The sequence below is a fragment of the Neolewinella litorea genome (genome assembly GCF_004803465.1).
Taxonomy (GTDB): Bacteria; Bacteroidota; Bacteroidia; order Chitinophagales; family Saprospiraceae; genus Neolewinella; species Neolewinella litorea.
Window position 1 is genome coordinate 112,138 of sequence record NZ_SRSF01000002.1, and the last position, 22,749, is coordinate 134,886.

The 22,749-nt window shown below is 59.7% G+C and carries 19 protein-coding genes; 10 read left to right on the forward strand and 9 right to left on the reverse strand.

Going from position 1 to position 22,749, the window contains the following annotated elements; genetic code table 11:
* Window positions 1–113: 113 nt before the first annotated feature.
* The 3 genes from E4021_RS06205 to E4021_RS06215 all read right to left on the reverse strand — a co-directional run bounded on the left by E4021_RS06205 (window position 114) and on the right by E4021_RS06215 (window position 6,877).
* Window positions 114–1,625, reverse strand: a complete 1,512-nt coding sequence (locus E4021_RS06205) for a DUF1593 domain-containing protein (protein ID WP_136457479.1) — start codon at window positions 1,623–1,625, stop codon at window positions 114–116.
* Window positions 1,626–2,180: 555 nt separating this feature from the next.
* The gene (locus tag E4021_RS06210) at window positions 2,181–3,869 is read right to left on the reverse strand and encodes a RagB/SusD family nutrient uptake outer membrane protein (protein ID WP_211096979.1); all 1,689 of its coding nucleotides are present in this window, start codon (window positions 3,867–3,869) and stop codon (window positions 2,181–2,183) included.
* A gap of 11 nt (window positions 3,870–3,880) precedes the next feature.
* Window positions 3,881–6,877, reverse strand: a complete 2,997-nt coding sequence (locus E4021_RS06215) for a SusC/RagA family TonB-linked outer membrane protein (protein WP_211096980.1) — start codon at window positions 6,875–6,877, stop codon at window positions 3,881–3,883.
* A 188-nt stretch (window positions 6,878–7,065) separates the two neighbouring features.
* Here E4021_RS06215 and E4021_RS06220 point away from each other — a divergent pair, with 188 nt between their 5' ends.
* Complete coding sequence (locus tag E4021_RS06220) at window positions 7,066–7,740, forward strand: RluA family pseudouridine synthase (protein ID WP_136457481.1); 675 nt, start codon at window positions 7,066–7,068, stop codon at window positions 7,738–7,740.
* Window positions 7,741–7,801: 61 nt separating this feature from the next.
* Here E4021_RS06220 and E4021_RS06225 read toward each other — a convergent pair whose 3' ends face one another.
* Window positions 7,802–8,455, reverse strand: coding sequence for a DedA family protein (locus tag E4021_RS06225; RefSeq protein WP_136457483.1), 654 nt, complete (start codon window positions 8,453–8,455; stop codon window positions 7,802–7,804).
* 265 nt (window positions 8,456–8,720) lie between these two features.
* Here E4021_RS06225 and E4021_RS06230 point away from each other — a divergent pair, with 265 nt between their 5' ends.
* From E4021_RS06230 to E4021_RS06260, 7 genes are all read left to right on the forward strand, one after another.
* Entirely contained in the window at window positions 8,721–9,239 is a 519-nt protein-coding gene (locus E4021_RS06230; protein ID WP_168797484.1) for a TlpA family protein disulfide reductase, read from the forward strand.
* 73 nt (window positions 9,240–9,312) lie between these two features.
* Window positions 9,313–9,894 carry a hypothetical protein gene (locus tag E4021_RS06235; protein WP_136457487.1) on the forward strand — a complete coding sequence of 194 codons (582 nt, stop codon included), beginning with the start codon at window positions 9,313–9,315 and terminating at the stop codon, window positions 9,892–9,894.
* A gap of 115 nt (window positions 9,895–10,009) precedes the next feature.
* Window positions 10,010–10,822, forward strand: a complete 813-nt coding sequence (locus E4021_RS06240) for a tetratricopeptide repeat protein (protein ID WP_136457489.1) — start codon at window positions 10,010–10,012, stop codon at window positions 10,820–10,822.
* Complete coding sequence (locus E4021_RS06245; protein WP_136457491.1) at window positions 10,822–11,580, forward strand: hypothetical protein; 759 nt, start codon at window positions 10,822–10,824, stop codon at window positions 11,578–11,580. The genes E4021_RS06240 and E4021_RS06245 overlap by 1 nt, the downstream gene beginning before the upstream one ends.
* A gap of 1 nt (window position 11,581) precedes the next feature.
* The gene (locus E4021_RS06250) at window positions 11,582–13,627 is read left to right on the forward strand and encodes a 3-deoxy-D-manno-octulosonic acid transferase (RefSeq protein WP_136457493.1); all 2,046 of its coding nucleotides are present in this window, start codon (window positions 11,582–11,584) and stop codon (window positions 13,625–13,627) included.
* Window positions 13,628–13,664: 37 nt separating this feature from the next.
* Window positions 13,665–13,901 carry a dodecin family protein gene (locus E4021_RS06255; RefSeq protein WP_136457495.1) on the forward strand — a complete coding sequence of 79 codons (237 nt, stop codon included), beginning with the start codon at window positions 13,665–13,667 and terminating at the stop codon, window positions 13,899–13,901.
* Between the two features lie 40 nt (window positions 13,902–13,941).
* Window positions 13,942–15,258 (forward strand): gluconate:H+ symporter, encoded by a 1,317-nt coding sequence (locus E4021_RS06260; protein ID WP_136457497.1) that lies wholly within the window; start codon window positions 13,942–13,944, stop codon window positions 15,256–15,258.
* Window positions 15,259–15,506: 248 nt separating this feature from the next.
* On the opposite strand, the gene trpS is transcribed toward E4021_RS06260, so the two are convergent.
* A complete protein-coding gene (gene trpS, locus E4021_RS06265; protein ID WP_136457498.1) occupies window positions 15,507–16,514 on the reverse strand; it encodes a tryptophan--tRNA ligase in 1,008 nt (335 codons plus the stop codon).
* Window positions 16,515–16,599: 85 nt separating this feature from the next.
* Between trpS and E4021_RS06270 the strand changes: the two genes are divergently transcribed.
* Window positions 16,600–17,481 carry a hypothetical protein gene (locus E4021_RS06270; RefSeq protein ID WP_136457500.1) on the forward strand — a complete coding sequence of 294 codons (882 nt, stop codon included), beginning with the start codon at window positions 16,600–16,602 and terminating at the stop codon, window positions 17,479–17,481.
* On the opposite strand, the gene E4021_RS06275 is transcribed toward E4021_RS06270, so the two are convergent.
* The 3 genes from E4021_RS06275 to E4021_RS06285 form a co-directional block, all read right to left on the reverse strand.
* A complete protein-coding gene (locus E4021_RS06275) occupies window positions 17,478–17,912 on the reverse strand; it encodes a hypothetical protein (protein ID WP_136457502.1) in 435 nt (144 codons plus the stop codon). The two genes, E4021_RS06270 and E4021_RS06275, sit on opposite strands and share 4 nt — an antisense overlap.
* Before the next feature lie 103 nt (window positions 17,913–18,015).
* A complete protein-coding gene (locus E4021_RS06280; protein ID WP_136457504.1) occupies window positions 18,016–18,246 on the reverse strand; it encodes a hypothetical protein in 231 nt (76 codons plus the stop codon).
* 177 nt (window positions 18,247–18,423) lie between these two features.
* Complete coding sequence (locus tag E4021_RS06285; RefSeq protein WP_136457506.1) at window positions 18,424–19,632, reverse strand: GNAT family N-acetyltransferase; 1,209 nt, start codon at window positions 19,630–19,632, stop codon at window positions 18,424–18,426.
* Window positions 19,633–19,737: 105 nt separating this feature from the next.
* Between E4021_RS06285 and E4021_RS06290 the strand changes: the two genes are divergently transcribed.
* Entirely contained in the window at window positions 19,738–20,556 is an 819-nt protein-coding gene (locus tag E4021_RS06290) for a universal stress protein (protein WP_136457508.1), read from the forward strand.
* 130 nt (window positions 20,557–20,686) lie between these two features.
* Here the strand turns inward: E4021_RS06290 and E4021_RS06295 are convergent, their stop codons facing one another.
* Window positions 20,687–22,555 (reverse strand): DNA topoisomerase IV subunit B, encoded by a 1,869-nt coding sequence (locus E4021_RS06295; protein ID WP_136457510.1) that lies wholly within the window; start codon window positions 22,553–22,555, stop codon window positions 20,687–20,689.
* Window positions 22,556–22,749 lie beyond the last annotated feature (194 nt).

Genomic DNA, 22,749 nt, shown 5'->3' on the forward strand with positions numbered 1-22,749 from the left:
ATTTGCACGCTTTCTACCCTTACGGCACTTGTCTCGATGCCTTCCGGTGACGCCTAGACCGTTCGGCCCACTTACCGGATTAATGGGTTACTGAAGTCCCTCGACCAGGCGGCTTACTCTGCCGTCAATACAATCCGGGCGTAGCGTGTCAGGGAGGGCGCCCCACCGTCGGTGACCGACAGAATAAAATGCAGCGTCTGGCCGGGTTTAATGTCGTTTGGTACGGTAATGGTGGCTTTAGGACCATCCAGTATGATCATCGCCTCACCTCGGTAGGTATCCACCTCTCCGTACTGCCACCAGTGGTAGTTGAGTTCGTCGCCGTCCGGATCGGTTGCCACGGCCTGCAGGACGACCTTTTCCCGCGGCTTCACTACGCGACGGTCGGCACCCTCCAGCCCTACTTGCGGCGGATGGTTAGCAACTTCGTAAGATTCAACGCACCAGTCGGCCCGCGCGGCGAAGTCGCGCTGCAGGGCAGGTAACCACCGGGTCTGGGCGTAGGCCGTATCCGGGGCCTGGGTGTAGGGGTTGTAATCCGCGGCAGCTGCGCCGTCTTCCCACCTTCCGGGTATCGTATCGGAGGGAACCAGGCGGCCGCCCCAGCCGCCCCATTCGGGGTGCTCCCGGTTGTCCAGGCCCACGTCAAGGAGGTGCAGAAAGGCCGGGGAATCTCCCTCGCTGATGAAGTCGTAGGGAATAAAACTGCCCCACTGGGCACTATCCAGGCGGGTGGGATCGCCGTGAATGTGTTCCGGGTCGCCAGGCTGTTGCTGGCCGTCTCCGTAGCTGTAGTACCTGGCAGTCAGCGGCCCGTGATTCCGGATGACGTGTTCCCCCATAAATGCTCCACCCAGCCAGTACTGCAGTTGCTTCGGCACCGACTTTTTCCAGTTGTAGGCCAGTACCCAGAATTGCCAGGCGTTGTAGAGCACGGATACGTTGGGCCACTGCTTGCTGATGTAGTTGCGGTAGGTGACGTCCTGGTCCATGACCGTGTAGATGATCGCCTTCTCCCCCACTTTTCGGTAGATCTCTGGCCACTCCGGCGTGTCTCCGTAGCGTTCCTCGATCGACTTCAGGGCACGCGCGATGGTATTCGTGCCGCCCCATACCTGCAGGTAAATGGGTCGCGGATCGGTCTCGTCCAGCAGAAGGTCGCGAATGAAGTCGGAACCTTCGGTATCCAACTCCATTTCCCCCTCGAAGGTGATGTTGCCGACTTTGACGAGTTGCAACAGGGAATCCGGATGTGGGTACCCTTCGGCGTGCTGCGTCAGGTTATTGTACACCTCACCGTAGGCGCCGATCAGTTCCTGCATCCACTCTTCTCCCGGCCAGCGGAGGTCGGCACGCTCGCCGTACAGTCGACGGGTCATGTCCATTTCCGACACCATGGTCGTACCCTTCCCGTCCCCCTTGTAGTGCCACATAGAGCTGCTGTAGACCAGACCTTCCAGGTCCAGTTCATTCGCGTATAGCAACAGGCGGACGAACGAATCAACGTCATCGATCTCGCCGTCGGTCGTGACCACGGTACGGGCTTTATCAGACTGGGCCTGCAGATAGGCTGGCTGCGCTACCGGCAGGACAAGCAGGAGAAAGGGCAGTAGGGTGCGAACCATGGAAGAGAGGATTGGAGAGAGAATACGGCACCCGCGGCCGCGCCATCATGGCACAAAGCAGAAAGATAGGCAAATGCCCCCGCGCAACCGTTGCCCGGCAGGACTCCGCCATGCCTGCGGCGAATCACCAGTGCGAATTCCTGGCGCCTTCACTAACCACAAGCCTGTTCCCCGATTTTTCCGGGATACCCCAAAAAAGGAGAGCAAGACGGAAGCCTTTCGCTCTGTCTTGCTCTCTCTAGACTCACTTTGACACTCACTAACAAAATGCACACAACAACACAATAGGCCAATTTCTTGCAATGGCTGCTTGGGGTTAGAATAGTATGTGCTGGAGGTCCGTGGTCCCGCGGTACGGGTAGTATCGTACGGTCGATGCGCAGACTGCATTTTTGGGGGCCGCCTGCGTCGGTTAGTTGCTTCCTCTAAGTTTTATGTAGTTACAATTGTTTGGTTGGAACACCATTTAATTTGCTTAATCAGCCCTTTTTTACGGTATTTCCCAATTAAAAGAAAAAATGGGCGGCCTTTCCGATGAAAGGCCGCCCACTAGTTTTAGACATTGTACCCAGGGTTCTGAGGGTAGCCGCCTAATGTGCGGTCGATCTGATCCTGCGGTATCGGCCGCAGGATGTGGTGGGACTCAATGTTGGGTCCTCCTTCCGGATTGTACCGCCGGACGCGCTCTATCAGGGTGCCCGTGCGAGTCAGGTCGAACCAGCGGTGTCCTTCGCCCACCAATTCGCGGGCGCGCTCGTCGAGCAGGAAGTCCAGGTTCACCTGGCTGGCGTCGATTTTGATATCCTCTTCCATGCCTTCGGCGGCGGAGCGTACGCGTATCACGTTGATGTCTTCGGCCGCCCCCTCCGTATCTCCCTGCATCAGGCGGGCTTCCGCGCGGATCAGGTAGGCATCGGCCAGGCGCATCAGGATGAAATCACGCTGTCCCTGGGTGTGCTGCCGGTTGGGCCGCGTTGGGTCGATCCACTTGTTCAGGGAAGGGAACTTGCGCTCGGTGTATTCATCGTCGGTGTAGACCAGATAGGGCGTGCGGGCCTGCCGCGACTGAGGCCATTCGTCGTTCATCTGCGGACCGGGGATGTACACGGCCGTATCGCCCAAACCGAATTTGGGCTGGCCTTCCGTACCGTAGCCGGCGGCGGCCTCCTCGGCGCTCCAGGTGGGGATGGTGGACTCGTTGTTGGCGTACCATACGTGCTTGAACGACTTATCGTAGCGGGTGTCCACCGACCGGTCCCAGAGGTTCAGGGTGTAATCCGTGGGGCGGAAGCGCTTCCAGGGACGGCCGTTAGTGATGTCGCGCGTCATACCGGGCAGGTTGTCGTACTCCATCAGGAAGTAGAGGTGACCCCGGTGGCCGTTTCCGTCGATGCCCTCGTCGACTTGCGACTTGGAGTTCTGGACGGTAAAGATGACTTCGGAGTTCTGCTCGTTGTTGATGTCCCAGAGGTCGGCGAAGTCATCCAGCAGCTCGAAATCGTAGTTCTCGATTACGCTGGTCATGAGGCTTTCGGCCCGGGCCGCGTCGCCGCTTTCGGAAAATCCGGTGTAGGCGCGGGTCATCAGCACCTTTGCCAGCAGGAATTCGGCTGCCGGCTTGGTGGCCCGTCCGTAATCGTCCTGCACGGCAGGCAGGTTATTGATGGCGAACTCCAGATCCGGGATGATCGCCTGCTTGTAGATTTCCGACTGCGGAGTGCGGTTGGCTTCGATCTCCACGCCCTGGGTTTCTTCCAGGCTGAGGTGCACGTCGCCGTAAAAGCGGACCAAATCAAAGTAGTACAGGCCCCGAAGGAAGCGTACTTCCGCCAGTCGGGCGGTCTTTTCCTCCTCGGTCATCCCTTCCAGGTCGGCCGACCGGTTGATGACGGCGTTGGCCTGGTTGATGCCGCGGTACAGGTCGCTCCAGGTATCTTGGATGAAATTATCCGCTCCGTTGAGCCGGCCGTCGTAGGCGTTGATGCCCTTGTAGCTGCCGTCGGCTCCGTTCGTATAGGTATCGGTGCCGAAGATGGTCATGGTAAACCCGCGCTCGACGCCGTAGAATGGCTTCATGAAGGAGTAGGTGGCCTTGACAGCATCCTCAAAACCGGAGACGGTCGGGTAATAGGTGGCCGCCGATACTCCGGAGATCAGTTCCTCCTCAAGGTAGCTATCGCAAGACGTTGCGAGGGTGCCCGCTCCCGTCAGGAGAAGGGCGTATATGCAGTGTTTGATTTTCACGGTTGTAGTATTTAGAAGGTGGCCCGGAGACCTCCCAGAATGATCTTGGTGGTGGGGATGATGTCCTGCGTTTCCGGATCGTAGGTATCGTAGTCGGAGGCGAACCAGAGGTTCTGTCCAGATACGTAGAACCGTAGACGCGACAATCCGATGCGGGAGACAACGTTGTCCGGCAGGTTATAGCCCAGTTGGACGTTGCGCAGTTTCACGAAGCTTCCGTCGAAGTAGCTTAGGGTAGACCCGTTGCGGGGGCTTTCCTGGTTCTCGTTGGGCCGCGGGTTGGCATTCGTAGGGTTGTCGATCGTCCAGTAATCAACGTCCAGGTTGTTGTAGCGGGCGAACAGGCTGTTGTTGCCGCGGTGGAAGTTGCTGGAGATCATCTGTCCCTGGCGGAAGAAGAGGAAGAAGGAAAAGTCAACGCCACGGTATTCGAAGCGATTGGTGAGTCCACCAAAGAAGTCGGGCACGTCGGAGCCGAGGATCATACGGTCCGCGGGTGTGATAACGCCGTCGCCGTCCAGGTCCTCAAGCTTGATCTCGCCGGGTACCTTGTTTTCCCGGCTGTCGGCCAGTTCCACTTCGTTGGCCTGGTAGATTCCAATCTTATTGTAGTCGTAGAATACGTTCAGGGGCTGTCCGATGAACCATCCATTACCCACGTCGTCAATGGGGTTACCCTCGTCGTCGGTAAGCGCCAGTTCGGTGATCGACTCGCGGTAGCCGGAAATGTTGAAGTCTACATCCCAGCTCAGTCCCGTAGGGTTGCGGAGGATGCCGGCACCCAGGACCATCTCGGCCCCCTTGGTTTGCGTAGAGCCGATGTTCTGCAATACATTGGAGTAGCCGGAGGTCGGAGGCAGGTTGCGCGCCAGCAGGATGTCTTCGGTATTGGTACGGTAGACTTCGAAGGAACCGTTGACCCGGCCGTTGAGGATGTCGAAATCGATTCCGGCGTTCAGGGTCTTGGAGACCTCCCAGCTCAGTTCGGCATTGGGGATGTCGCGAAGCGCAAAGCCGAAGGCCGGGCTTTCGTCCCAGGCGTAAACGGTCCGCTGCAGGGCACCCTGCGTGCTGTAGGGCGAAACGGCGGTGTTGCCTACTTCACCGTAGCTGACGCGGAGCTTCAGGTCGTTGAGCCATCCGGCACCGTCGAGGAAAGCTTCCTCACCGACCCGCCAGCCCAGCGAAACGCCAGGAAAGTAGTTCCACTGGTTACCCTTGGCCAGACGGCTGGAACCGTCGGCCCGCAGGCTTGCCTGGAGCAGGTACTTGTCTTGGATCGAGTAGGTAGCCCGTGCCATAAAGGAGGCGAGCTGCCATTCGCTCAGGGTAGAATTGAGGTCACCCTTTACTTCGGCGGTACCGATGTTGTAGAACAACTGTTCCTCGTAGGGCAGGTTGACCACGTCGACACTGTTCTGCTCGTAGCGCAGGGCCTGGATCGACTGTAGGAAAGTCAGGCCCAGGTCGTTGCTTTCTCCGAGCGTCCGGTTGTAGTTTAGGATGTTTTCCCAGGTGTAACCAAAGTCCTGGCTGTTGGTCACGCCGGCGTCGGCCGGGCCACCCCGGTTGTCGTTGGTGAGGCTGCCCCGGAATTCCCCGCGGCGGTAGTAGCGAATGTCGGGGCCAAAGTTGGTCGTAAAGACCAGACCGGGCATCAGGTTTGCCTTCAGGTAGAGCGGTGCGAAGAGTCGGGTTACGCGCCGGTCGTCGATGTAAGCGTTCTCCACCAGTTCGGAAAGCGGGTTGGTGCGAATGCCGTCGTTGGTGGGCAGGAAGCGTACCGAGCCGTCCTCATTATAGGGTACACCGAGGGGGTTGTTGGCCAGGGCCTCACCGAGGGTGGCGTTGGAACCGTAGTTCTGCAGCGAGTTCGAGAGGGTGAAGGAAATGCCGGCCTGGAAAATGGAGCCGATGTTCTGGTCCAGGTTCACGCGTGCGGTGTAGCGCCGGAAGTCCATATTTGATATGATCCCCTGCTCGTCGAAGTAGCCCAGGGAGATGTTGAACTGGGTGGCTTCCGTTCCGCCGCGCACGCCCAGCTGGTGGTTCATCTGCCAGCCGTCGTTCAGGACCAGGTCCTGAAAGTCGGTGCTGCGTCCCATGGCGATGCTTTCCAATTCGGTGGGGTCCTGGAAGACCTCCTCGTCCGGGGGGATGGCTCCATTCCAGCCGTCGCGCTGACTTTCGCGCTTCATGGCGGCGAACTCCTCGCCGTTCATCATATCAACGGTATTGGTGGCGCTGGTGCCCCCGTAGTAGCCGTCGTAGCTGACGATCGTCCGACCAGCGGAGCCACGCTTGGTGGTGATGATGACCACCCCGTTGGAGCCCCGGCTGCCGTAGATGGCCGTGCCGGCCGCGTCCTTGAGGATCTCCATCGATTCGATGTCCTGAGGGTTGATGTCCGCGATTGCACTGGTACCGCTCGTCTGCGGGATACCGTCGATCACGAACAGCGGGTCGTTGGAGGCCGAAAGCGAGCGCCGCCCGCGGATGCGGATGCTGGGGTTGGCACCTGGCCGACCGCCGCCGCTGACGATGTCTACGCCGCTAACCTGCCCCTGCATGGCTTCCACGCCACTGGAGGTAGCTATCTTCTTGATCTGTTCGTCGTTGAGACTGGAAATGGAGGCGGTTACGTCCCGCTTCTTTTGAATACCGTAGCCGACAACGACAACTTCGTCCAGGGTCTCCGAATCCTCTAGCATGACGATCTCGAAGTTGGTCTGTGTACCTACCTGAATGATCTGGCTCTGGTAGCCGGTGTAGGTGACGACGAGGTGAGGATCCTCAGTGGTGGTATTAATGGTAAACCGACCGTCCAGGTCCGTTACCGTACCGTTCGTAGTGCCCTCCTCCAGGACGGTGGCCCCGATCAGGGGCATTCCGCTTTCGTCGGTAATTACGCCGGAAACCTCGGCTGCGGCGAGTCCGCCGGGCGGGAGATTGGCTGCCGACACAACCGTGAGGCTGCACCAAAGCAACAGGAATAAAGAAAATCGCATGATCCCAAATTTTGTTGTGAGTACAAAGGTCAATATTTGCTGATGCGGCTGCATCGCAAGCTTATGTTTCATAATACCGCCTAATACTACAACTAAATACGTTGACCGCCAACTTAAATGGCATCACATTCACACACTTTTATTTCGATTGCAATTTTTGGACCTTTCCCGGCCCTTACCTTGCGGTCATGCTGAACATCCTGATGGAGGGCCCGGGGTGGTCCGTGATCGACAAACCCGCCGGCATTGCGACCGAGCGGCATTTCCAGTACGACACCGTGGAGGCGCGGGCGCAGGAGCTGTGGTCGCGCCCGAATGCCAAGAAACCCGGTTTCGTGGGGATTGTCCACCGGCTCGACCGGGCCACCAGCGGGGCCCTGGTGTTGGCCCGCAACAAGTCTACCCTCGTTCGGCTCAATGAGGCCTTTGCCGCCCGGCAGGCCACCAAGGTGTACTGGGCCGTTACCGATCGTCCGCTACCGGAATCGAAAGGCCGCCTGCGCCACTACCTGATCCGCAACCCGAATAACAAACTGGCGGTGGCCAGCACCCGACCCGTGCCCGGCGGCAAGGAAGCCACACTGGAGTATCGTCTCCTTCGGGAAGAGAAAGGCCTTTATCTATATGAGGTGCGCCCCCAGACGGGCCGCTTCCACCAGATCCGTTGCCAGCTAGCCGCGGCCGGTGCCCCGATCGTGGGAGATCACGCCTACGGCTCCGTGCGCCCGTTTCGCGAACACTGCATCGCCCTGCACGCCCGTATCCTGGGATTTCCTGACCCCAAAACAGGCGAGGCCGTCAGCGTCACCGCCCCCCTCCCCCAACACTGGCCCCTCGGCACGGCGGCGGTAGAAGAGGAGTAGCATTATTGAAACCGGCCCGGCCCGGCACCCGCTCACCGCACGGCACCCGCGCCCGTTCGCCCTACTCCACGGTTGGCTTTTCCCGTCCCCGCGAGCGGATGAACGATCGCAAGGCCGTACTGAGACCGAGCAAGAGGAAGATGAGGGTAGCCACGAGAACAACGAGAGCAAGGTGACGACTCAGCAGCGGGATGCGGTACAGGTAGTATCCCAGGATCACCAGACTAAAAACCCAAACCAGCACCCCCAGCACGCTGTAGCGGTGAAAACGGCGGAACTCCATGCCCGACAAGCCGGCCACGAAAGGCACCAGGGCCCGCACTATGGGAATGAAGCGGGAAATGACCATAGCCCAGTCGCCGTAGCGCCGGTAAAACTGTCGGCTGCGCTCATAATGCGTACGCTTGATCCACGAAAAACGGTCGAAAATTTTCGGCCCCAGTCGGACACCCATGGCATACGCTACCCAATTACCCGCTACTCCCCCCATGCAAAGCAGGATAACCGTAGGGACCGCCTGCAAGTGGCCCGCGGCAATCATCAGGCCCAGGGTGAGCAGCAGGCCGTCGCCCGGCAGAAAGGGGCCAAGGGGGAAGAAAGCCGACTCGAGAAAAACGATGACGAACAGGATGCCGTAGACCGCAAGGGGGTACTGCTCGGCGGCGTACCTGAGCCAGTCGTTCAGTCCGAAAAGTAGGGTCGTCAGATAATCCACGGCGCGGTAGGGCCACCGGCGGTCAGCCGCTGTTTGCCTTCCTTAAGATCGGCGGTTCGGGGCCATACGCGCAATGGTCGGCGGCGCATTATTTGTCTGCCGGACAGCCCAGCCGCCGGCAATCAGGACGTCACCTTGTTCCGCTGCGCGGCGAATACACGAGGAGGGTGGCGCAACAGCGCGATCGTCACACCTTCTAATGCCCCACGCGCGCCACGGATTCCCAGCCGGTTTCCGCGGACTGAAAAAAGGCTTATCCTTGCGGATGCGAATTCTGTTTCTATTCTTCCTGGCCGCCTGGTGTGGCTGTTCCGAATCCCCTTCCGTGGCTCCCGTCGGGGATCTTCTGGGGCCCGCGTCCGCGCCGCCAGTTTATGCCGATTACGGGGAGCTTTCACCGCTCTTTGAGCAGCGCGACGATACGACCTACCTGATAAATTTCTGGGCCACCTGGTGTAAGCCCTGCCTGGAGGAACTGCCCCTGCTCCAGCAATTGAACGATGAGCGGTCGGGGGAAGCACTGCGCGTGGTGCTCGTGAGCCTGGACACGGAAGCCGGAGCGATCGAACGCATCCCCACCTACCTCGAGAGCCGCGCCATTGACCTTCCCACAGTGGTTCTGACCGACGAGCGGAGCAGCTGGAAGCGGGAACTTGACGAAAAATGGGACGGCTCCCTGCCGACCACTTTCGTGTACCGCAACGACCTGCGCTACATCTACCGACGCCCCTTCCGCACCCTTCCCGACGTGGCCTCGGCCGTAGAACCCCTGCTTGGCAAATAGCCGACGATTTGTGTAGGGCGGGGGTTGCTGGGCAGGACTAACTTTTGTAGATTGGAGAGTAAACGCAACACCCATGCGGCAGCTCTACTTACTTGTCTTTCTGCTCCTTACCGCCACCGTTTCCGCCGATTCCTTTCGGGGCTTTTTGCTCACCAAGGACGGCTACCAGCTGACGGGCTATCTCAATATCCTGCAGTACGCACCCGGGGGCAGCCTGATCACCTTCACCAACGATTTTGGTGACGAATACACCATCCACCCCTTTCTGGTCAGCGGCTTCGGTTTCAACTACCGCGGCAAGCCCCTGCGCTTCGTCAGCCGCCGCCACGAGGGCCTGTGGTATTTCCTGCAGGAGGAAGTGCGGGGCCGGGCCGTTTCCCTCTTCCGGCTGCCGCGCGGCAGTGGGCCCTGGCTCGACGACCGGATGCTACGCGTCTTCAGCAGTCCACCGCCGGAATACTACTTCGAGTACGGGCAGGGCAAGTTCCTGCCCATCCCCCGCAGCGGCTACAAGAGAAACCTGCGGCAGTTCTTCCGGCAGGCCAGTCCGCAACTCGCCGACAAGATCGGCAGCCGTGGTTACCGCTACCGGAACATGGCCGAAATCGTTACCGAATTCAACGCGCAAAGCAATCGGAAACGACGACGCCTGTAGGTCGGTCCGCCGGGGGCCGGTCTTCGTCGCTTCCGGTGGCAACCCTGGTAGAATATGATGCGTTAGCATAGCACCGCTTCTCTAACTTGCCGACGCAAAGCCCGTCACCCGCTCCATGCTTAAGAAAGACCTCGCCGGATTTTTCGCCTTTTTCCTGGGCGTTTTCGGAGTGCACCGCTTCTATCTCGGACAGTGGTGGCGCGGGGCGGCGCAGTTTCTGGGCTTCTGGACGGTCATCGCCCTACTGGCCGAGGAAGGCCCGGAAATGCCCCTGCCGTTTATTCTTGTCGGTTTCATCCTTGCGCCCCTAATCACCGCCGTGGTCTTCTGGGCCACGCCCTACGAGCGGTGGGCCGCGAAATACGATCCCGAAGCCCTGGTCGCACAAGGCTACACTTATCCCCAAAAGAACGGCCACGCCACCTACCGGCCGCCCACCGTGCAGCGCCAGCCGCTGCAGGACCTCAAAGCCGAAGGCATCAAATATTACCGATCGGGCGATTACGACCTGGCCGCCGAGGCCTTCGAAGAGGCCATCGAACAGGCCCCCACGGATCCGGTCGCCCACTTCAACATCGCCTGCTGCTACGCCCTGCTCGGTCGTTACCCGCAGGCCTTGACGGCACTGGAAATTGCCGTAACCTATCAACTGCCGAAGCCGCAGCGCATCGAATCGCACCCCGCCCTCGAATCGCTGCGCAAGACAACTGCCTACTCCACCTTCCGCAGCAACAATTTCCGTCAGCTGAACCTCATTGAGATCACCCACGAACCGACGGCCAAGGTCAGCGATGACGAAGAGGATCTGGGCGACCTGCGGGAGAACCATGACCTGCTGGAGCAGATGGCCCGCCTGAAGGAACTGCACGACACGGGAATCCTCACCCAGCTGGAATACCGCAAGCAGCGCGAAAAACTACTGAGTTGATGCGGCGATGCCCCCTGTTGCTGCTGCTTTGGATCATTGCCACCACTGCCCTCTTCGCCCAGGGACTGGCTGGAGAAAGTAACCTGGACCGGGCGGTCCTCATTGGTCTGGACTATGGCCCCTTCACTACGGCTGGCGATCTGGGCGACCGTTTCGGCAGTGGCTTTGCCCTTGGTGCCGGCGTGGATTACCTGCCCCGCGGTCGAAACTGGCAATTCGGGTTCATGGCCCAATTCGGTTTCGGCAGCACGGTCAAGGAAGATGTGCTGGCCAACCTCCGGACGGATGCCGGCCACGTGATCGGCAACCAAAGGCAGCCGGCCAACGTCCAGCTGCGGCAGCGCCAGTTCTTTGTGGGTCCGCGACTGGGCTATACCCTGCCGATTGGCGACAACCGACGCGCCGGGGTGAAGCTTACTACCGCGGCGGGTTACTTTTTCAGTCGCATCCGCATCCAGGACGACCCGGTGCAGTACGTCCCCCAGCTCGACCCCGCTTACCAGGCGACCTATGACCGGCTGAGCGGCGGGCCGGCGCTTTACCAGTTCATCGGTTATCAGCAACTGAGCCGCAACCGGCGCCTGAATTTTTACCTCGGGGGCGACGCCACCCTCGGTTTTACCCAGCCCCTTCGTTCGTACGACGCCCTAAGTTACGGGCCGCCCCCCGCGGGCGGGCGTACCGACCTTGTATTCGGACTCCGGGCCGGACTGATCCTGCCCATCTACCAGGGCGAGGGCCGAGACATCTTCTACTAATATGGAATGGCTGTACCGCACCGGCGTTGGGGCTTACCACCTTGCCATTCGGGCTGCCGCCCGGTTGGGTAACGATCAAGCCCGACAGTGGGTACAGGGTCGCACCCGGGACGTGCGTGCCGATATTGAAGCGCTACACGCCGCGAACCGACCGATACTGTGGCTACACGCCGCCAGCCTGGGTGAATTCGAGCAGGGCCTCCCGGTGCTCACCGAACTGCGGAAGCAACGTCCGGAGTGGGCCGTCGTCGTCACTTTCTTCAGTCCCAGTGGGTACGCCCGTCGGCAGGATACCGAGCACGCCGATTTGGTAGCGTACCTGCCCAAGGATTCCCCCCGGGCGGCGCGGGAGTGGGTAAGCTTGCTCCGGCCCCGGCTGGCGATCTTCGTGAAGTATGAATTCTGGTACTACCACCTGCGAGCCCTGCACCGAGCGGCCGTTCCGACCTTCCTGGTGGCCGGCAGCTTCCGGCCCGGGCAACTGTTTTTCCGTCGGTACGGTACCTGGTCGCGGCGGATGCTGGACTGCTTCACGCACCTCTTCGTGCAGACGGAAGCGGACCGCGGCATGCTGGCCGGTATCGGCTACCAGAACGTGAGCGTTACCGGCGACCCCCGCATGGACCGCACGGCCGAGTTGGCCGCCACGCCCTTCGTTGACGATCGACTGGCAGCCTTTTCAAGCGGACAACGAGTGCTGCTGGCCGGTTCCGTTTGGCCGGCCGACGTATCCATAATCCAGGCGGCCTGGCCGAAATTGAAATCGCAGTGGCGCCTAGTCCTGGCCCCCCACCAAATGAAGGAGGAAGAGATCGCCACCTGGCAGGAAGCATTCGACGCCGACCGATATACCGGTCCCGATCGCGGCAGGTCCGTCATGATTCTCGATACGGTAGGCATCCTGAGCCGCGCGTACCGCTACGGCACGGCGGCCTACGTAGGTGGTGCTTTCGGCAGTGGTCTGCACAATACCCTGGAACCCCTTAGTTACGGCTTGCCGGTGATCTTCGGTCCACGCTACGCCAAATTCCCCGAGGCCAGTAGCGCCCTGGCACGCGGGGGTGCATTCAGCGTTTCTTCACCGGAAGATTTCACGGGGGTCGTCGAGCGTTTCACCGACGAGCAGTCCTACGCGGAAAGTCGGGCCGCACAGCTGGCCTACCGTGAAGCCAACCGGGGGGCGGGGCGCCGTACCGTTGCTATGCTGCTCCGCCTGTTGCTTCTCCTGCTGATCTCCCTGCCGGCGGGTGCGCAAACCTGGACCGCGGCGGAGCGACTCCTGTCGGCCCTCGATGGCACCTTTGCCAAGTGCAACCTGATGGTGGCCGTATCGGGGGCGGAGTGGCGATCGGGACTGTGTCTTACGGTAGCGGAACTGGGCCCCGGGGGAACGGTTTCCCTGGATGTGCCCTTGCAAGCCGGCCGCAAATACGTCTTCGTCGGTTCCGCTGAGGATTCCGCGCGCGATATCGATCTCCTGCTGCGCGACACCCGGGGCCGCATCGTAGACGAAGACACGGAGGTGGACAAGACGCCGGTGGTCGAGTTTTTCGCCGACAGTACGGCCGTCTACACCTTACAACTGCAGCTCATCAGCACTACCGATACCTCCGCCTTTGTCAGCCTGGGGCTTTTGCAGACGGGCGGCACGCCCCTACCTGATAGTGAATACCGTACCGTAAGTCGTCAATTTGCCGCGGCCGCGGGTGCCGTACGCGCCGCCGGAGGGGCCCGCCGTTTTGGTTCCGCCCTCAATCAGTGGTCCGTTCTCGGCTACCTACTCGGCGACGAAAACGGGGCTACGCTGGAGAACCTTCACCTACCCGCGGGCCGGCATTTTTTTGCCGCCGCCGCCGGAGAGAACGTTCAGAACCTGGACCTTTACCTCGCCACCGACGATTACCGGATCCTGCGCTCCGACGCCGACCCCGATCCTTACCCCATGATTGAGTACGACACCAGCGAACCCGCGACCTTTCAGCTGCGTACAGAACTCGTGAAGTCGCGCGGAAACGCCCTCGTGCTTCTCGGTCTGTTTTCCCAATAATCCGGGCCGGCTTCGGCGGTCACTAACACCTGTTCCCATGGCTCAAGTATTGAAAGTAATCGAGGTCCTCAGCGAGAGCCCCAAAAGCTTTGAGGATGCCGTCAGCGCAGCCGTCGCCCAGACGGCAAAGAGCGTACGCAACATTGAAAGCGCCTACGTCCGCGAGCAGTACGTAACCGTGAAGGACGGCGTAGTCGACAAGTACCGCGTAAACGTCAAGATCACCTTCATGGTGGATACCAGCGTTCCGGACAACAACTGGATCGCCGGCTGATCCTTGCCGTGCTGAGCGACCGGCGTGCTATCTTGCCCGCATGCCGATCCTCCTGACTTTCCTGGCCGTAGTCGGCCTGCTGGTGTTAATCGTATTCCTGAAGTGGCACCCCTTCGTGGCCCTCGTCCTGGTCGCCGTAGCTACCGGCCTTGCCCTGGGCATGCCCGCGGACGCTGCCCTTGCCTCCGTGACTTCCGGAGTAGGGAGTACACTCGGGGGGCTGGCGCTTATTCTCGGACTTGGCGCTGCCCTGGGGGGGGTGATCGCCGAAACGGGCGCGGCGCAGGTTATAACCGACCGGCTCATCGGCGACAACCGCGGCACCTCGGTAGTGTGGGGACTTTGCCTGGTTGGCTTCCTCATCGGCATTCCGCTTTTCTACAGCGTGGCCTTCGTAATGATGGCACCAATCATCTTTGCCACTGCTCGTAAGACCGGCTTACCCCTGGCCATGATCGCCGTGGCGGCGGTGGCCTCCCTATCCGTGACCCACGGTTTCCTGCCCCCCCACCCCGCTCCCGTGCTGATTGCCGGGACCTTCGGGGCGGACCTGGGCCTGACGCTGCTTTACGGACTCATCCTCGCGGTCCCCGCGGTGGTGATCGCGGGTCCTCTTTTTGCCCGCACCCTACGCGGCATGCCCCGCACTCAGGGTGCCGGTGACCTGGACACCACCGAACTGCCCGCCCGCCTTCCCAGCCTCTGGACCAGCCTCTTCTGTGCCCTCCTGCCGGTGTTATTGCTTGCCTTTACGGCCCTGGCCAAATCGGCCGACGAATCCCTGGCCACCTCCCCTTTCTTCCTGGTTGTAGGTGATGCCACGGTCGCACTGCTTATCGGTGTGGTGGCGGCAATGCTGCTCCTCGGTCGGCAAACGGGACAATCCATCTCCGAGCAAATGTCGCGCATCGGTCCCCAGCTCGCCCCGATGGCGGCCGTCCTGCTGATCATCGCCGGTGGGGGTGCCTTTAAGCAGGTACTGGTAGACAGTGGCACCAGTGATTACATCGTTGCGTCACTCTCCGATTTCAACGCCCACCCCTTATTGATCGCTTGGCTGATTGCCGCCGCCCTGCGCATCACGCTGGGCTCGGCTACCGTTGCCGCCATTACGGCCGCCGGCATCGCCCTGCCGCTGGCCGGAACCGGTCAGGTCGCCCCGGAATTGCTCGTCCTTGCCACCGGCGCCGGCAGCCTCACCTGCAGCCACGTCAATGATACCGGATTCTGGCTCTTTAAAGAGTACTTCGGCCTTACCGTCACGCAGACCCTCCGCAGCTGGACCGTCATGGAAACCGTGGTCAGCATCATCGGATTGATCGGGTGCTTTGTTTTGGATGGATTGCTGGGGGGGTGAGTTTATGGGTTTGCGGGTTGGTGAGCTGCCTTCCGGCTTTCGTCTTTCGCTAGGGAGCGTTACTGCCGCTTCTGGTGATTGCCGAAAACTGCCGCTTTTTGAAGCCACCTCCCAGGCACTGTCACCCGGCATTCTTAAATGCAGCAGTCCAGGATGCCCACCGCACGGCGGAAGGTTTGAGCTGCGCCCACCCAAGCGAAGCGGGGGGGGAAATGACAGACGGGAAACCCAACAACGCTAAAACCCAACTACCGCGCCAATCCACAAAGTCCCTTAACCTCCTTGACCGTTTCCTGCGCACGTTTGCGGATCTCCCAGCTGCTCTGCTTGATCTGGTCCTTTACGGCTCGCCGGTCGCGCTTCAGTTCCTGCAGGTTTTGCTGGATGTCTTGGGAGATGGCCACCAGCCCTTCGGCTACCGCTTCTTTCAGGTCGGCGTAGCGGAGGGTACCGCTTTCGTAGTCGTGGAGGAGGGAGGCGTGGGCTTCCGCGCGCCCGGAGGCGTCGAGCAGACTGAACAGGTTAGCTACTCCCGGTGACATGGTATCCACCGACAGGCCACCGTTAACGTCTTCGGTGCCGGTGTCGGTCACTGCAGAGCGGATTTGCTTGCGGATGCGCGCCTCATTGGCGAATACATCAATATTGTGTTTGTCACCCAGGCTGGCGCTCATCTTGCGGGTAGGGTCGGCGGTCGACATTACCTTGGCAACTTTCGTGTAGAGGGCCTCCGGAATGGGGAAGACCTCCCGCTTGGCGAAGTGATTGAAGCGCTGGGCGATGTCGCGCGTCAGTTCCAGGTGCTGCTCCTGATCTTTCCCGACGGGTACCCGGTCGGCCTTGTAGATAAGGATGTCCGCGGCCTGCAGCACGGGGTAGGTGAAGAGGGCGGAAGAAATAAAATCCTCGTTTTGCGCCCCCTTGTCCTTGAACTGCGTCATCCGGGTGAGTTGCCCATAGCTGCTGAAGCAGTTCAGGATCCAGGTTAGCTCCGCGTGCTCCGGGATCAGGCTCTGAATGAAAAGGTTTTCCGGTTTGATGCCGCAGGCGAGTAGGTTAAAGCAGATTTCCCAGGTATTTTCCGCCAGTTTCTTGGCTTCGAAGGGCATCGACATGGCGTGGTAGTTGGCTACCATATAGACGCAGTCGTAGGATTCCTGCAGGCGTTTCCAGTTCTCGATGGCACCGAAGTAGCGGCCGAAGTGAAGTTTACCGGTGGGCTGAATGCCGGAAAGGATGGTCTGACGTTGGGACATGCCGCGAAGGTAATAGCTTGTCCGGATTCTAGTAGCCGGACCACCCCGCCCGGTTCGCTGTCCGCCAATTGCCGTAGGTTTGCCCATGCTCAAGTCCGTCCTCATCCTCGTGGCCCTGGCCATCGGGCTCCTGCTGCCCTCCCTGGATGCGTACACCTTTACCCTGCGGCCCTTCCTGATGGCCCTGCTCTTCTTTTCCTTCCTCAATGTCCGCATCGACCGCAGCATTTTCTCCCGGCAGCAGGTGGTGGCGGCCCTTTTGTTGCCGGCCATCGGACTGGGTTGCTACTACGCCGGCAGGTGGTACGACGAAGACCTGGGCCTTACCCTGTTGCTTATGGGGCTGGCGCCTACGGCCGTCATTACCCCGGTGTTGGCACAACTCATGCAACGTCGGGCCGCCTACATGGTCGGCGCGATCATCATTACCCACCTCTCGTTTGCCCTGGTCATGCCGGTGCTGCTGCCCCGCTTGCTGGGCGTCGATCTTTCTCTTGAGTCGCTTGGTGTACTGGTCTATACCATCGGGAGTACCGTGGCGGGTCCGCTGGTGCTGGGCCAATTCATGCGCCGCTATGGGGGTAGGGTTACCAACGTGCTGCGCCGCATAGGCCCCTATGCCTTTGTCCTCTTCCTCAGCAATATCGCCGTAGCGTCCGGCAGTCTGTCGTACTATCTCCGCTACGAAAGCCATACGCCCCTCACTTTCATCTGGGCCGCCGCCGCCGGTATCGGGCTGCTGCTTCTCGCCAATTTTACACTCGGTAGCCGTCTGGCCCCTATCGACCACCGGGTAGAGGGCAGCCTCGCGCTGGGGCGGAAGAACACGATGCTCTCCATCTGGGTCGCCCTGGAGTACATCAACCCCCTCACCGTACTGGGTCCGATGCTCTATATCCTGTTCCAGAATGTGTTCGTGGCGGGGCAGATCGTCTACGTTGATCGCAAGGACCGCCGCCGCGACTAGAGCTTTTCCCAGCGCAGCTGAAGGATCCCCCGGCGTTCGTAGACGGTCACCTTGAAGCGATTGCGGTTGAGTTTCTCGATCGTTCCAATCCACTGAAAGGCCGGTCGACCCCGGAAATCGAAGAAGTCGGCGTCAAAGGTAAATTCAATTCCCTCATCCCGCTCACGCAGGACGTTGATGGCCCAGTAACCGTCGTAAAATTCTCCACCGCCACTGTCGTACACCAAAGTATAGTCCGGATAGAAGGTCACGCGGTCGCCCAGGAACTCCTCCGTGATGTTGTCGCGGAAGAGAGCATTATTGCCCTTGAAGGTTGCACGCTCGATCTGCCAGCTGCCGGTCAGTCGATCCTCACGCCGCTCAATCCGTTCTTCGATGGAGCAGGCGCTCATCGTAAGGAACAGGCAAATCAGGAAGCATATACGGGGCACGTCTGGAGCGATTGATCTCCAGGAATTTCGGGGGCTTAAGCGGAAAGGCTAGCTTGTCGGGACCGGTTTAGGGAAAGTTTAACGGCGGGAAGCGGTGTGAGAATCAGGCACGTTCAAGGGCCTGAATGCTTTCCTCGTAGCTCTTTAGGGTCCGCGCCTGAATCTCGGCGGTGGCGTTGAGTACTTTCAGCTCTTCATTGAGTTTCTCCTCCCGCTGCGGGTCCTCTTTGAAGTATCGACGTTTACGGTTGATTTCCAGAAGCTGTTGTATGGTTTGACTGAGAGCGATCTTGGTTTTCAGATACTTATACTTCAGGTTTCTTCTGGTGCTCATGTAGTGTCCGTTTTAATTGCCAATTGCCAAATAACCGACGTGGAAAATAGGATAAAATTGCATGTTAAGCAAATTAAAGTCCTCCTTTCAGGTGGCGGGGTATATTGCATGGATTAACCCTCCGGACACCCCCTTGGTTGTCTTGACAAGGTTTTAAATTCACAAATACCGGTCTTCCTATTCCGTCCTGAAGGGGTTGCGCGCCTGCCAGGGTTTGGCTTCAAACACGGCGGGCACGAACCAGGGCACGAGTGCATTCACCGCCGCCGGCCGTACCCTTAGCCAACTGTCGTATCGGTGGGTCGTCGCGCCCAGGGAACTTTTGATCTCCAGGGCCGTCCGTCCAAAATCCAGCCACTCGCTTTGTACCGAAAGCGCGTCCCGCAGCAGGTCATACAGCATATTGTGGTAGAGGTGGTGGCTGTGCTTGTAGCTTTCCTCCAGCCCGAGATAGTGTGCGTGGTAGCGGTTCCCGTTGACGATGGCGGTAGTAAACCCCACCAGCCGGTTGGAGGAATTGAAATAGGCGTGTACCTCCCCGGCCGTGCCCAGCCACCGGAAGTAGGCTTCGCTGAGGTCCACTACGTTAAAATCCGCCCCCCTACTCGTTTCCCGGTACAACTCGTGCAGCCGTCCGGACTGGTCTACTACCTCCTGGGCCGAGAGCCGCCGTCTCTCCAGGTCGCCGAGCTTCCCGCGGGCCCGCCGGTACCGTACCCGGTACTTGCTGCTCAGGCGCGAGAGATAATCGTCCAGATCATTGAACGGGCGCAGGTCAAGTCGCATCACGGGGTCGGCCGGAAGCCGGTGGAAGTGGCGCTTTATCAACTCTGCTTCCGCCTTCGCTTCGCCGGCGGTCAAATCCTTGAAGAGGATGGCCCGGTAATTCCGACTGCCCCCACCGATTACCGCAGCGGCGGCGACCAGCAGATCGGTAATGCTTGTGCCTGACCAGTCTCCCCGCCACGCCTGTCCGTGATCGCCCGAGGTCAGCATTTGTCCGAAACACAGCACCTCCGCGGAACAGGCCGACAGCAAACGGCGCCTGATGTTCCACCGCGACGGCAGCGATCCTGCTTCTTCGCCCACGTTAGCCGCGAGTCCGAACCTGAAGGTCTGTACCGTAAGGAGTACCCCCTGCTCCGAGCTGCGGTTGCGCAGCTCGATGCCTTCCGTCCGCTCGCCCTGCGGGTGCGCACTCAGAAACGAAAGCGTGGCGGGGGAAAGCCAGAAGTCGTCTACGCCCCACCCCGCCGCCGGCCATTCGGCGAAGTCATCCGCCCCCCGATACCGGCGCATTGCCCAGTCCGGAAAACCGGGAACCGCAATGGAGTGACCGTCACGCCAGGCGGGGGCAGCAAGCGTTTGAACGAGGGCGTTGGACATGGTTAAGGCATCGCGATTGACCCTTCTAACAGTTCAAACGCGGAATGGATTGCCGGGAAACCACCCGGGCCGATTATCTTTCGCCCCACTCACCGACTTCCAGTTATGATTCAAAGAATACTCGTCCCCGTTGATTTAAGCGAGAGCTCGTCCACCGCCCTGCGGTACGCCGAGGACCTGGCTGCCGCCACCGGAGTCCGGGAAGTACGGGTGATCCACGTCTTCACCCCCCAGACGGTCGCCAGCGAACCGGTAGTATCTCTGCCCATGGGCGACGTGATGGGTGCCCGTGAGGAGGCCCTGAACGGCTTCCTGGCCGAACACCCCGCCCGCGAAGGCATCCGCCGCCGCAGTGAGTTGTTGTTGGGTTTCCCGGGAGACAAGATTGTCCAGGAAAGCAAAGATTATGACCTGGTAGTTCTGGGCGCCTCCGGCGACAGTGATGTATTCGAAGAAGTGTTCGGCAGCATCGCCACGGAAGTAGCCCAGCATTCCCAATGCCCTGTGCTGCTCGTGCCCAGGGAAGCCAGTTTCTCCAACTACCGGCACATCCTCTATGCCAGCAACAGCCTCAGCCTGAGCCGCAAGGCCGTGCTGAAGCTGATGGACTTTAACGACCTCTTCCGCGCCCGCATCCACTTCGTCCACGTCAACGACGACAACAGCGAGCACCGCCGCGAACGGGAAAAACTCTTCGCCCCCCTGTTCAATAATCCCGACCCGGAATTCGCCTTCGAGATCGTCGAAGTCACCGCCGAAAGCGTGCAGCAGGGCCTGGTAGATTACCTCAAGGCCAATCCCGTCAAACTAGCCGTCATGGTGACCCAGCACCGGGGCTTCTGGCAGCAGCTTTTCCACAAAAGCGCGACCAAGCAAATGGTGCTCCACCCTCAGGTGCCGGTCCTGATCTTCCACGTATCGTAGTAGGGATTTAGTCTTTTAGTCTTTTAGTCTTTTAGTTCTTTAGGCTGTTAGGGCGTTAAGTCTTTAGTTAGGCACTACCCTTCTGCGATTCTAACAGCCAAAAGACTAAAGAACTACCACACTTAAAGTACTACTGTGCTACCTCGGCTTCTTCATCCCGCTCCACGCGCAGGTTGTCGATGATGAAGTTCTGCCGCGACGGTGTGTTCTTGCCCATGTAGTAACTCAGGAGGTCGTCGATATTGGTGTTGTCGGCCATCACTACGGGCTCCAACCGGATGCCTTCCCCGATAAAGTCCTTGAATTCATTAGGGGAAATCTCACCGAGCCCCTTGAAGCGGGTGATTTCCGCCTTGCCCCGGAGTTTCTTGATGGCGTCCTGCTTTTCCTCCTCACTGTAGCAGTAATAGGTCTTCTGCTTGTCGCGCACCCGAAAGAGCGGCGTTTCCAGGATGTAGAGGTGACCTTTTTCCACCATGTCGGGGAAGAACTGCAGAAAGAAAGTCAGCAGCAGCAGCCGGATGTGCATCCCGTCCACGTCGGCGTCGGTGGCAATCACTACCCGATTGTAGCGGATCTCGTCCACGTCGTCCTCGATATTGAGCGCGTGTTGCAGGAGGTTGAACTCCTCGTTCTCGTAGACGACCTTCTTCGTCAGTCCGAAGCAGTTCAGGGGTTTACCGCGCAGGGAAAAGACGGCTTGAGTCTGTACGTCGCGCGCCACGGTGATCGATCCGCTGGCGGAGTCGCCCTCGGTAATGAAGATGGTAGTGGCCAGCCGGGTTTCCTCGTCCTTGTTCTTGGCGTTGTCGCTGAAGTGCACGCGGCAGTCGCGCAGTTTCTTGTTGTGGAGGTTCGCCTTCTTGGCGCGCTGGTTGGCCAGTTTCTTGATGCCGGCGATTTCCTTGCGCTCACGTTCGGATTGCTTGATCCGCTTCTCCAGCGCCTGGGCGATGGTGGGGTTCTTGTGGAGGAAGTTGTCCAACTTCTCCATCAGGAAGTTTTTCAGGAAGGTCTGCACGGTCGGTCCCTTGGGGCCCATGTCCGTGCTGCCGAGTTTGGTCTTGGTCTGTGACTCAAACACGGGCTCTTCCACCTTGATGGCGATGGCGGCGATCACGCTGGCCAGGATGTCCTTGCGGTCGTAGTTCTTGTTGTAGTGCTTCTGCAGGGTCTCGACGAGCGCCTGCCGGAAAGCGATCAGGTGCGTACCACCCTGGGTGGTGTGCTGGCCGTTGACGAAGCTGAAGTAATTTTCCCCGTAAGCATTGCCGTGGGTGATGGCCACCTCGATGTCGTGGTCCTTGAGGTGAATGATGTCGTAACGCAGTTGCTCCACGTTCGTCTTGCGTTCGAGCAGGTCGCGCAGCCCGTTCTTCGACACCAGCGTCTTACCGTTGAAGTTGATCTTCAGGCCGGCGTTGAGGTAGGCATAGTTCCAGAGCTGGTTCTCAACGAAATCGTTGCGGAAGCGGTACTTCTTGAAGATGCCGTTGTCCGGGATGAAGCTTACGAAAGTTCCGTTCTCCTCCTTGGTGCTCACCGGCTTGTGCTCCTTCACGAGTTCGCCCCGCGAGAAGTCGGCCTGCTTGAGCTTTCCTTCGCGTACGGCGTACACCCGGAAATCTTCCGACAGGGCGTTGGTGGCCTTCAGACCCACACCGTTGAGGCCCACGGCCTTCTTGAAGGCCTTGCTGTCGTACTTGCCACCGGTATTGATTTTGGAAACGACGTCGACCACCTTGCCGAGTGGGATCCCCCGCCCGAAGTCGCGGATACGTACGATGCCGTCTTCGATCACCACGTCGATCTGCCTACCGTGGCCCATGACGTACTCGTCGATGGAGTTGTCAATGACTTCTTTCAGGAGAATGTAGATGCCGTCGTCCGGACTGGACCCGTCGCCCAGTTTACCGATGTACATACCCGGCCGCATGCGGATGTGCTCCTTCCAGTCTAGCGATCGGATGTTGTCCTCGGTGTACGTCGTTTCTGCCATTTCTACCTGCGATTCTTAGCGCGCAAACATACGAAATTCCGGGAATATTATCAAACAATTTGTTTGCCTATTTTGCTCGGATTTCACGGCTCGGTACGGCGCCCGCGTACCCGCCCCAACCGGCTGCCGCAAACATCCGGACGCCCCCGCCGCTTATACCGGAGATGCTCAACCTACAATCTTCCGGCACCCCC

Excerpts from the sequence above, each read along its gene's own strand:
- E4021_RS06205 (WP_136457479.1), bottom strand. The coding sequence starts at position 1,625 with ATGGTTCGCACCCTACTGCCCTTTCTCCTGCTTGTCCTGCCGGTAGCG.
- E4021_RS06215 (WP_211096980.1), bottom strand. The coding sequence starts at position 6,877 with ATGCGATTTTCTTTATTCCTGTTGCTTTGGTGCAGCCTCACGGTTGTG.
- E4021_RS06220 (WP_136457481.1), top strand. The coding sequence starts at position 7,066 with ATGCTGAACATCCTGATGGAGGGCCCGGGGTGGTCCGTGATCGACAAA.
- E4021_RS06230 (WP_168797484.1), top strand. The coding sequence starts at position 8,721 with ATGCGAATTCTGTTTCTATTCTTCCTGGCCGCCTGGTGTGGCTGTTCC.
- E4021_RS06235 (WP_136457487.1), top strand. The coding sequence starts at position 9,313 with ATGCGGCAGCTCTACTTACTTGTCTTTCTGCTCCTTACCGCCACCGTT.
- E4021_RS06240 (WP_136457489.1), top strand. The coding sequence starts at position 10,010 with ATGCTTAAGAAAGACCTCGCCGGATTTTTCGCCTTTTTCCTGGGCGTT.
- E4021_RS06245 (WP_136457491.1), top strand. The coding sequence starts at position 10,822 with ATGCGGCGATGCCCCCTGTTGCTGCTGCTTTGGATCATTGCCACCACT.
- E4021_RS06250 (WP_136457493.1), top strand. The coding sequence starts at position 11,582 with ATGGAATGGCTGTACCGCACCGGCGTTGGGGCTTACCACCTTGCCATT.
- E4021_RS06255 (WP_136457495.1), top strand. The coding sequence starts at position 13,665 with ATGGCTCAAGTATTGAAAGTAATCGAGGTCCTCAGCGAGAGCCCCAAA.
- E4021_RS06260 (WP_136457497.1), top strand. The coding sequence starts at position 13,942 with ATGCCGATCCTCCTGACTTTCCTGGCCGTAGTCGGCCTGCTGGTGTTA.
- trpS (WP_136457498.1), bottom strand. The coding sequence starts at position 16,514 with ATGTCCCAACGTCAGACCATCCTTTCCGGCATTCAGCCCACCGGTAAA.
- E4021_RS06270 (WP_136457500.1), top strand. The coding sequence starts at position 16,600 with ATGCTCAAGTCCGTCCTCATCCTCGTGGCCCTGGCCATCGGGCTCCTG.
- E4021_RS06280 (WP_136457504.1), bottom strand. The coding sequence starts at position 18,246 with ATGAGCACCAGAAGAAACCTGAAGTATAAGTATCTGAAAACCAAGATC.
- E4021_RS06285 (WP_136457506.1), bottom strand. The coding sequence starts at position 19,632 with ATGTCCAACGCCCTCGTTCAAACGCTTGCTGCCCCCGCCTGGCGTGAC.
- E4021_RS06290 (WP_136457508.1), top strand. The coding sequence starts at position 19,738 with ATGATTCAAAGAATACTCGTCCCCGTTGATTTAAGCGAGAGCTCGTCC.
- E4021_RS06295 (WP_136457510.1), bottom strand. The coding sequence starts at position 22,555 with ATGGCAGAAACGACGTACACCGAGGACAACATCCGATCGCTAGACTGG.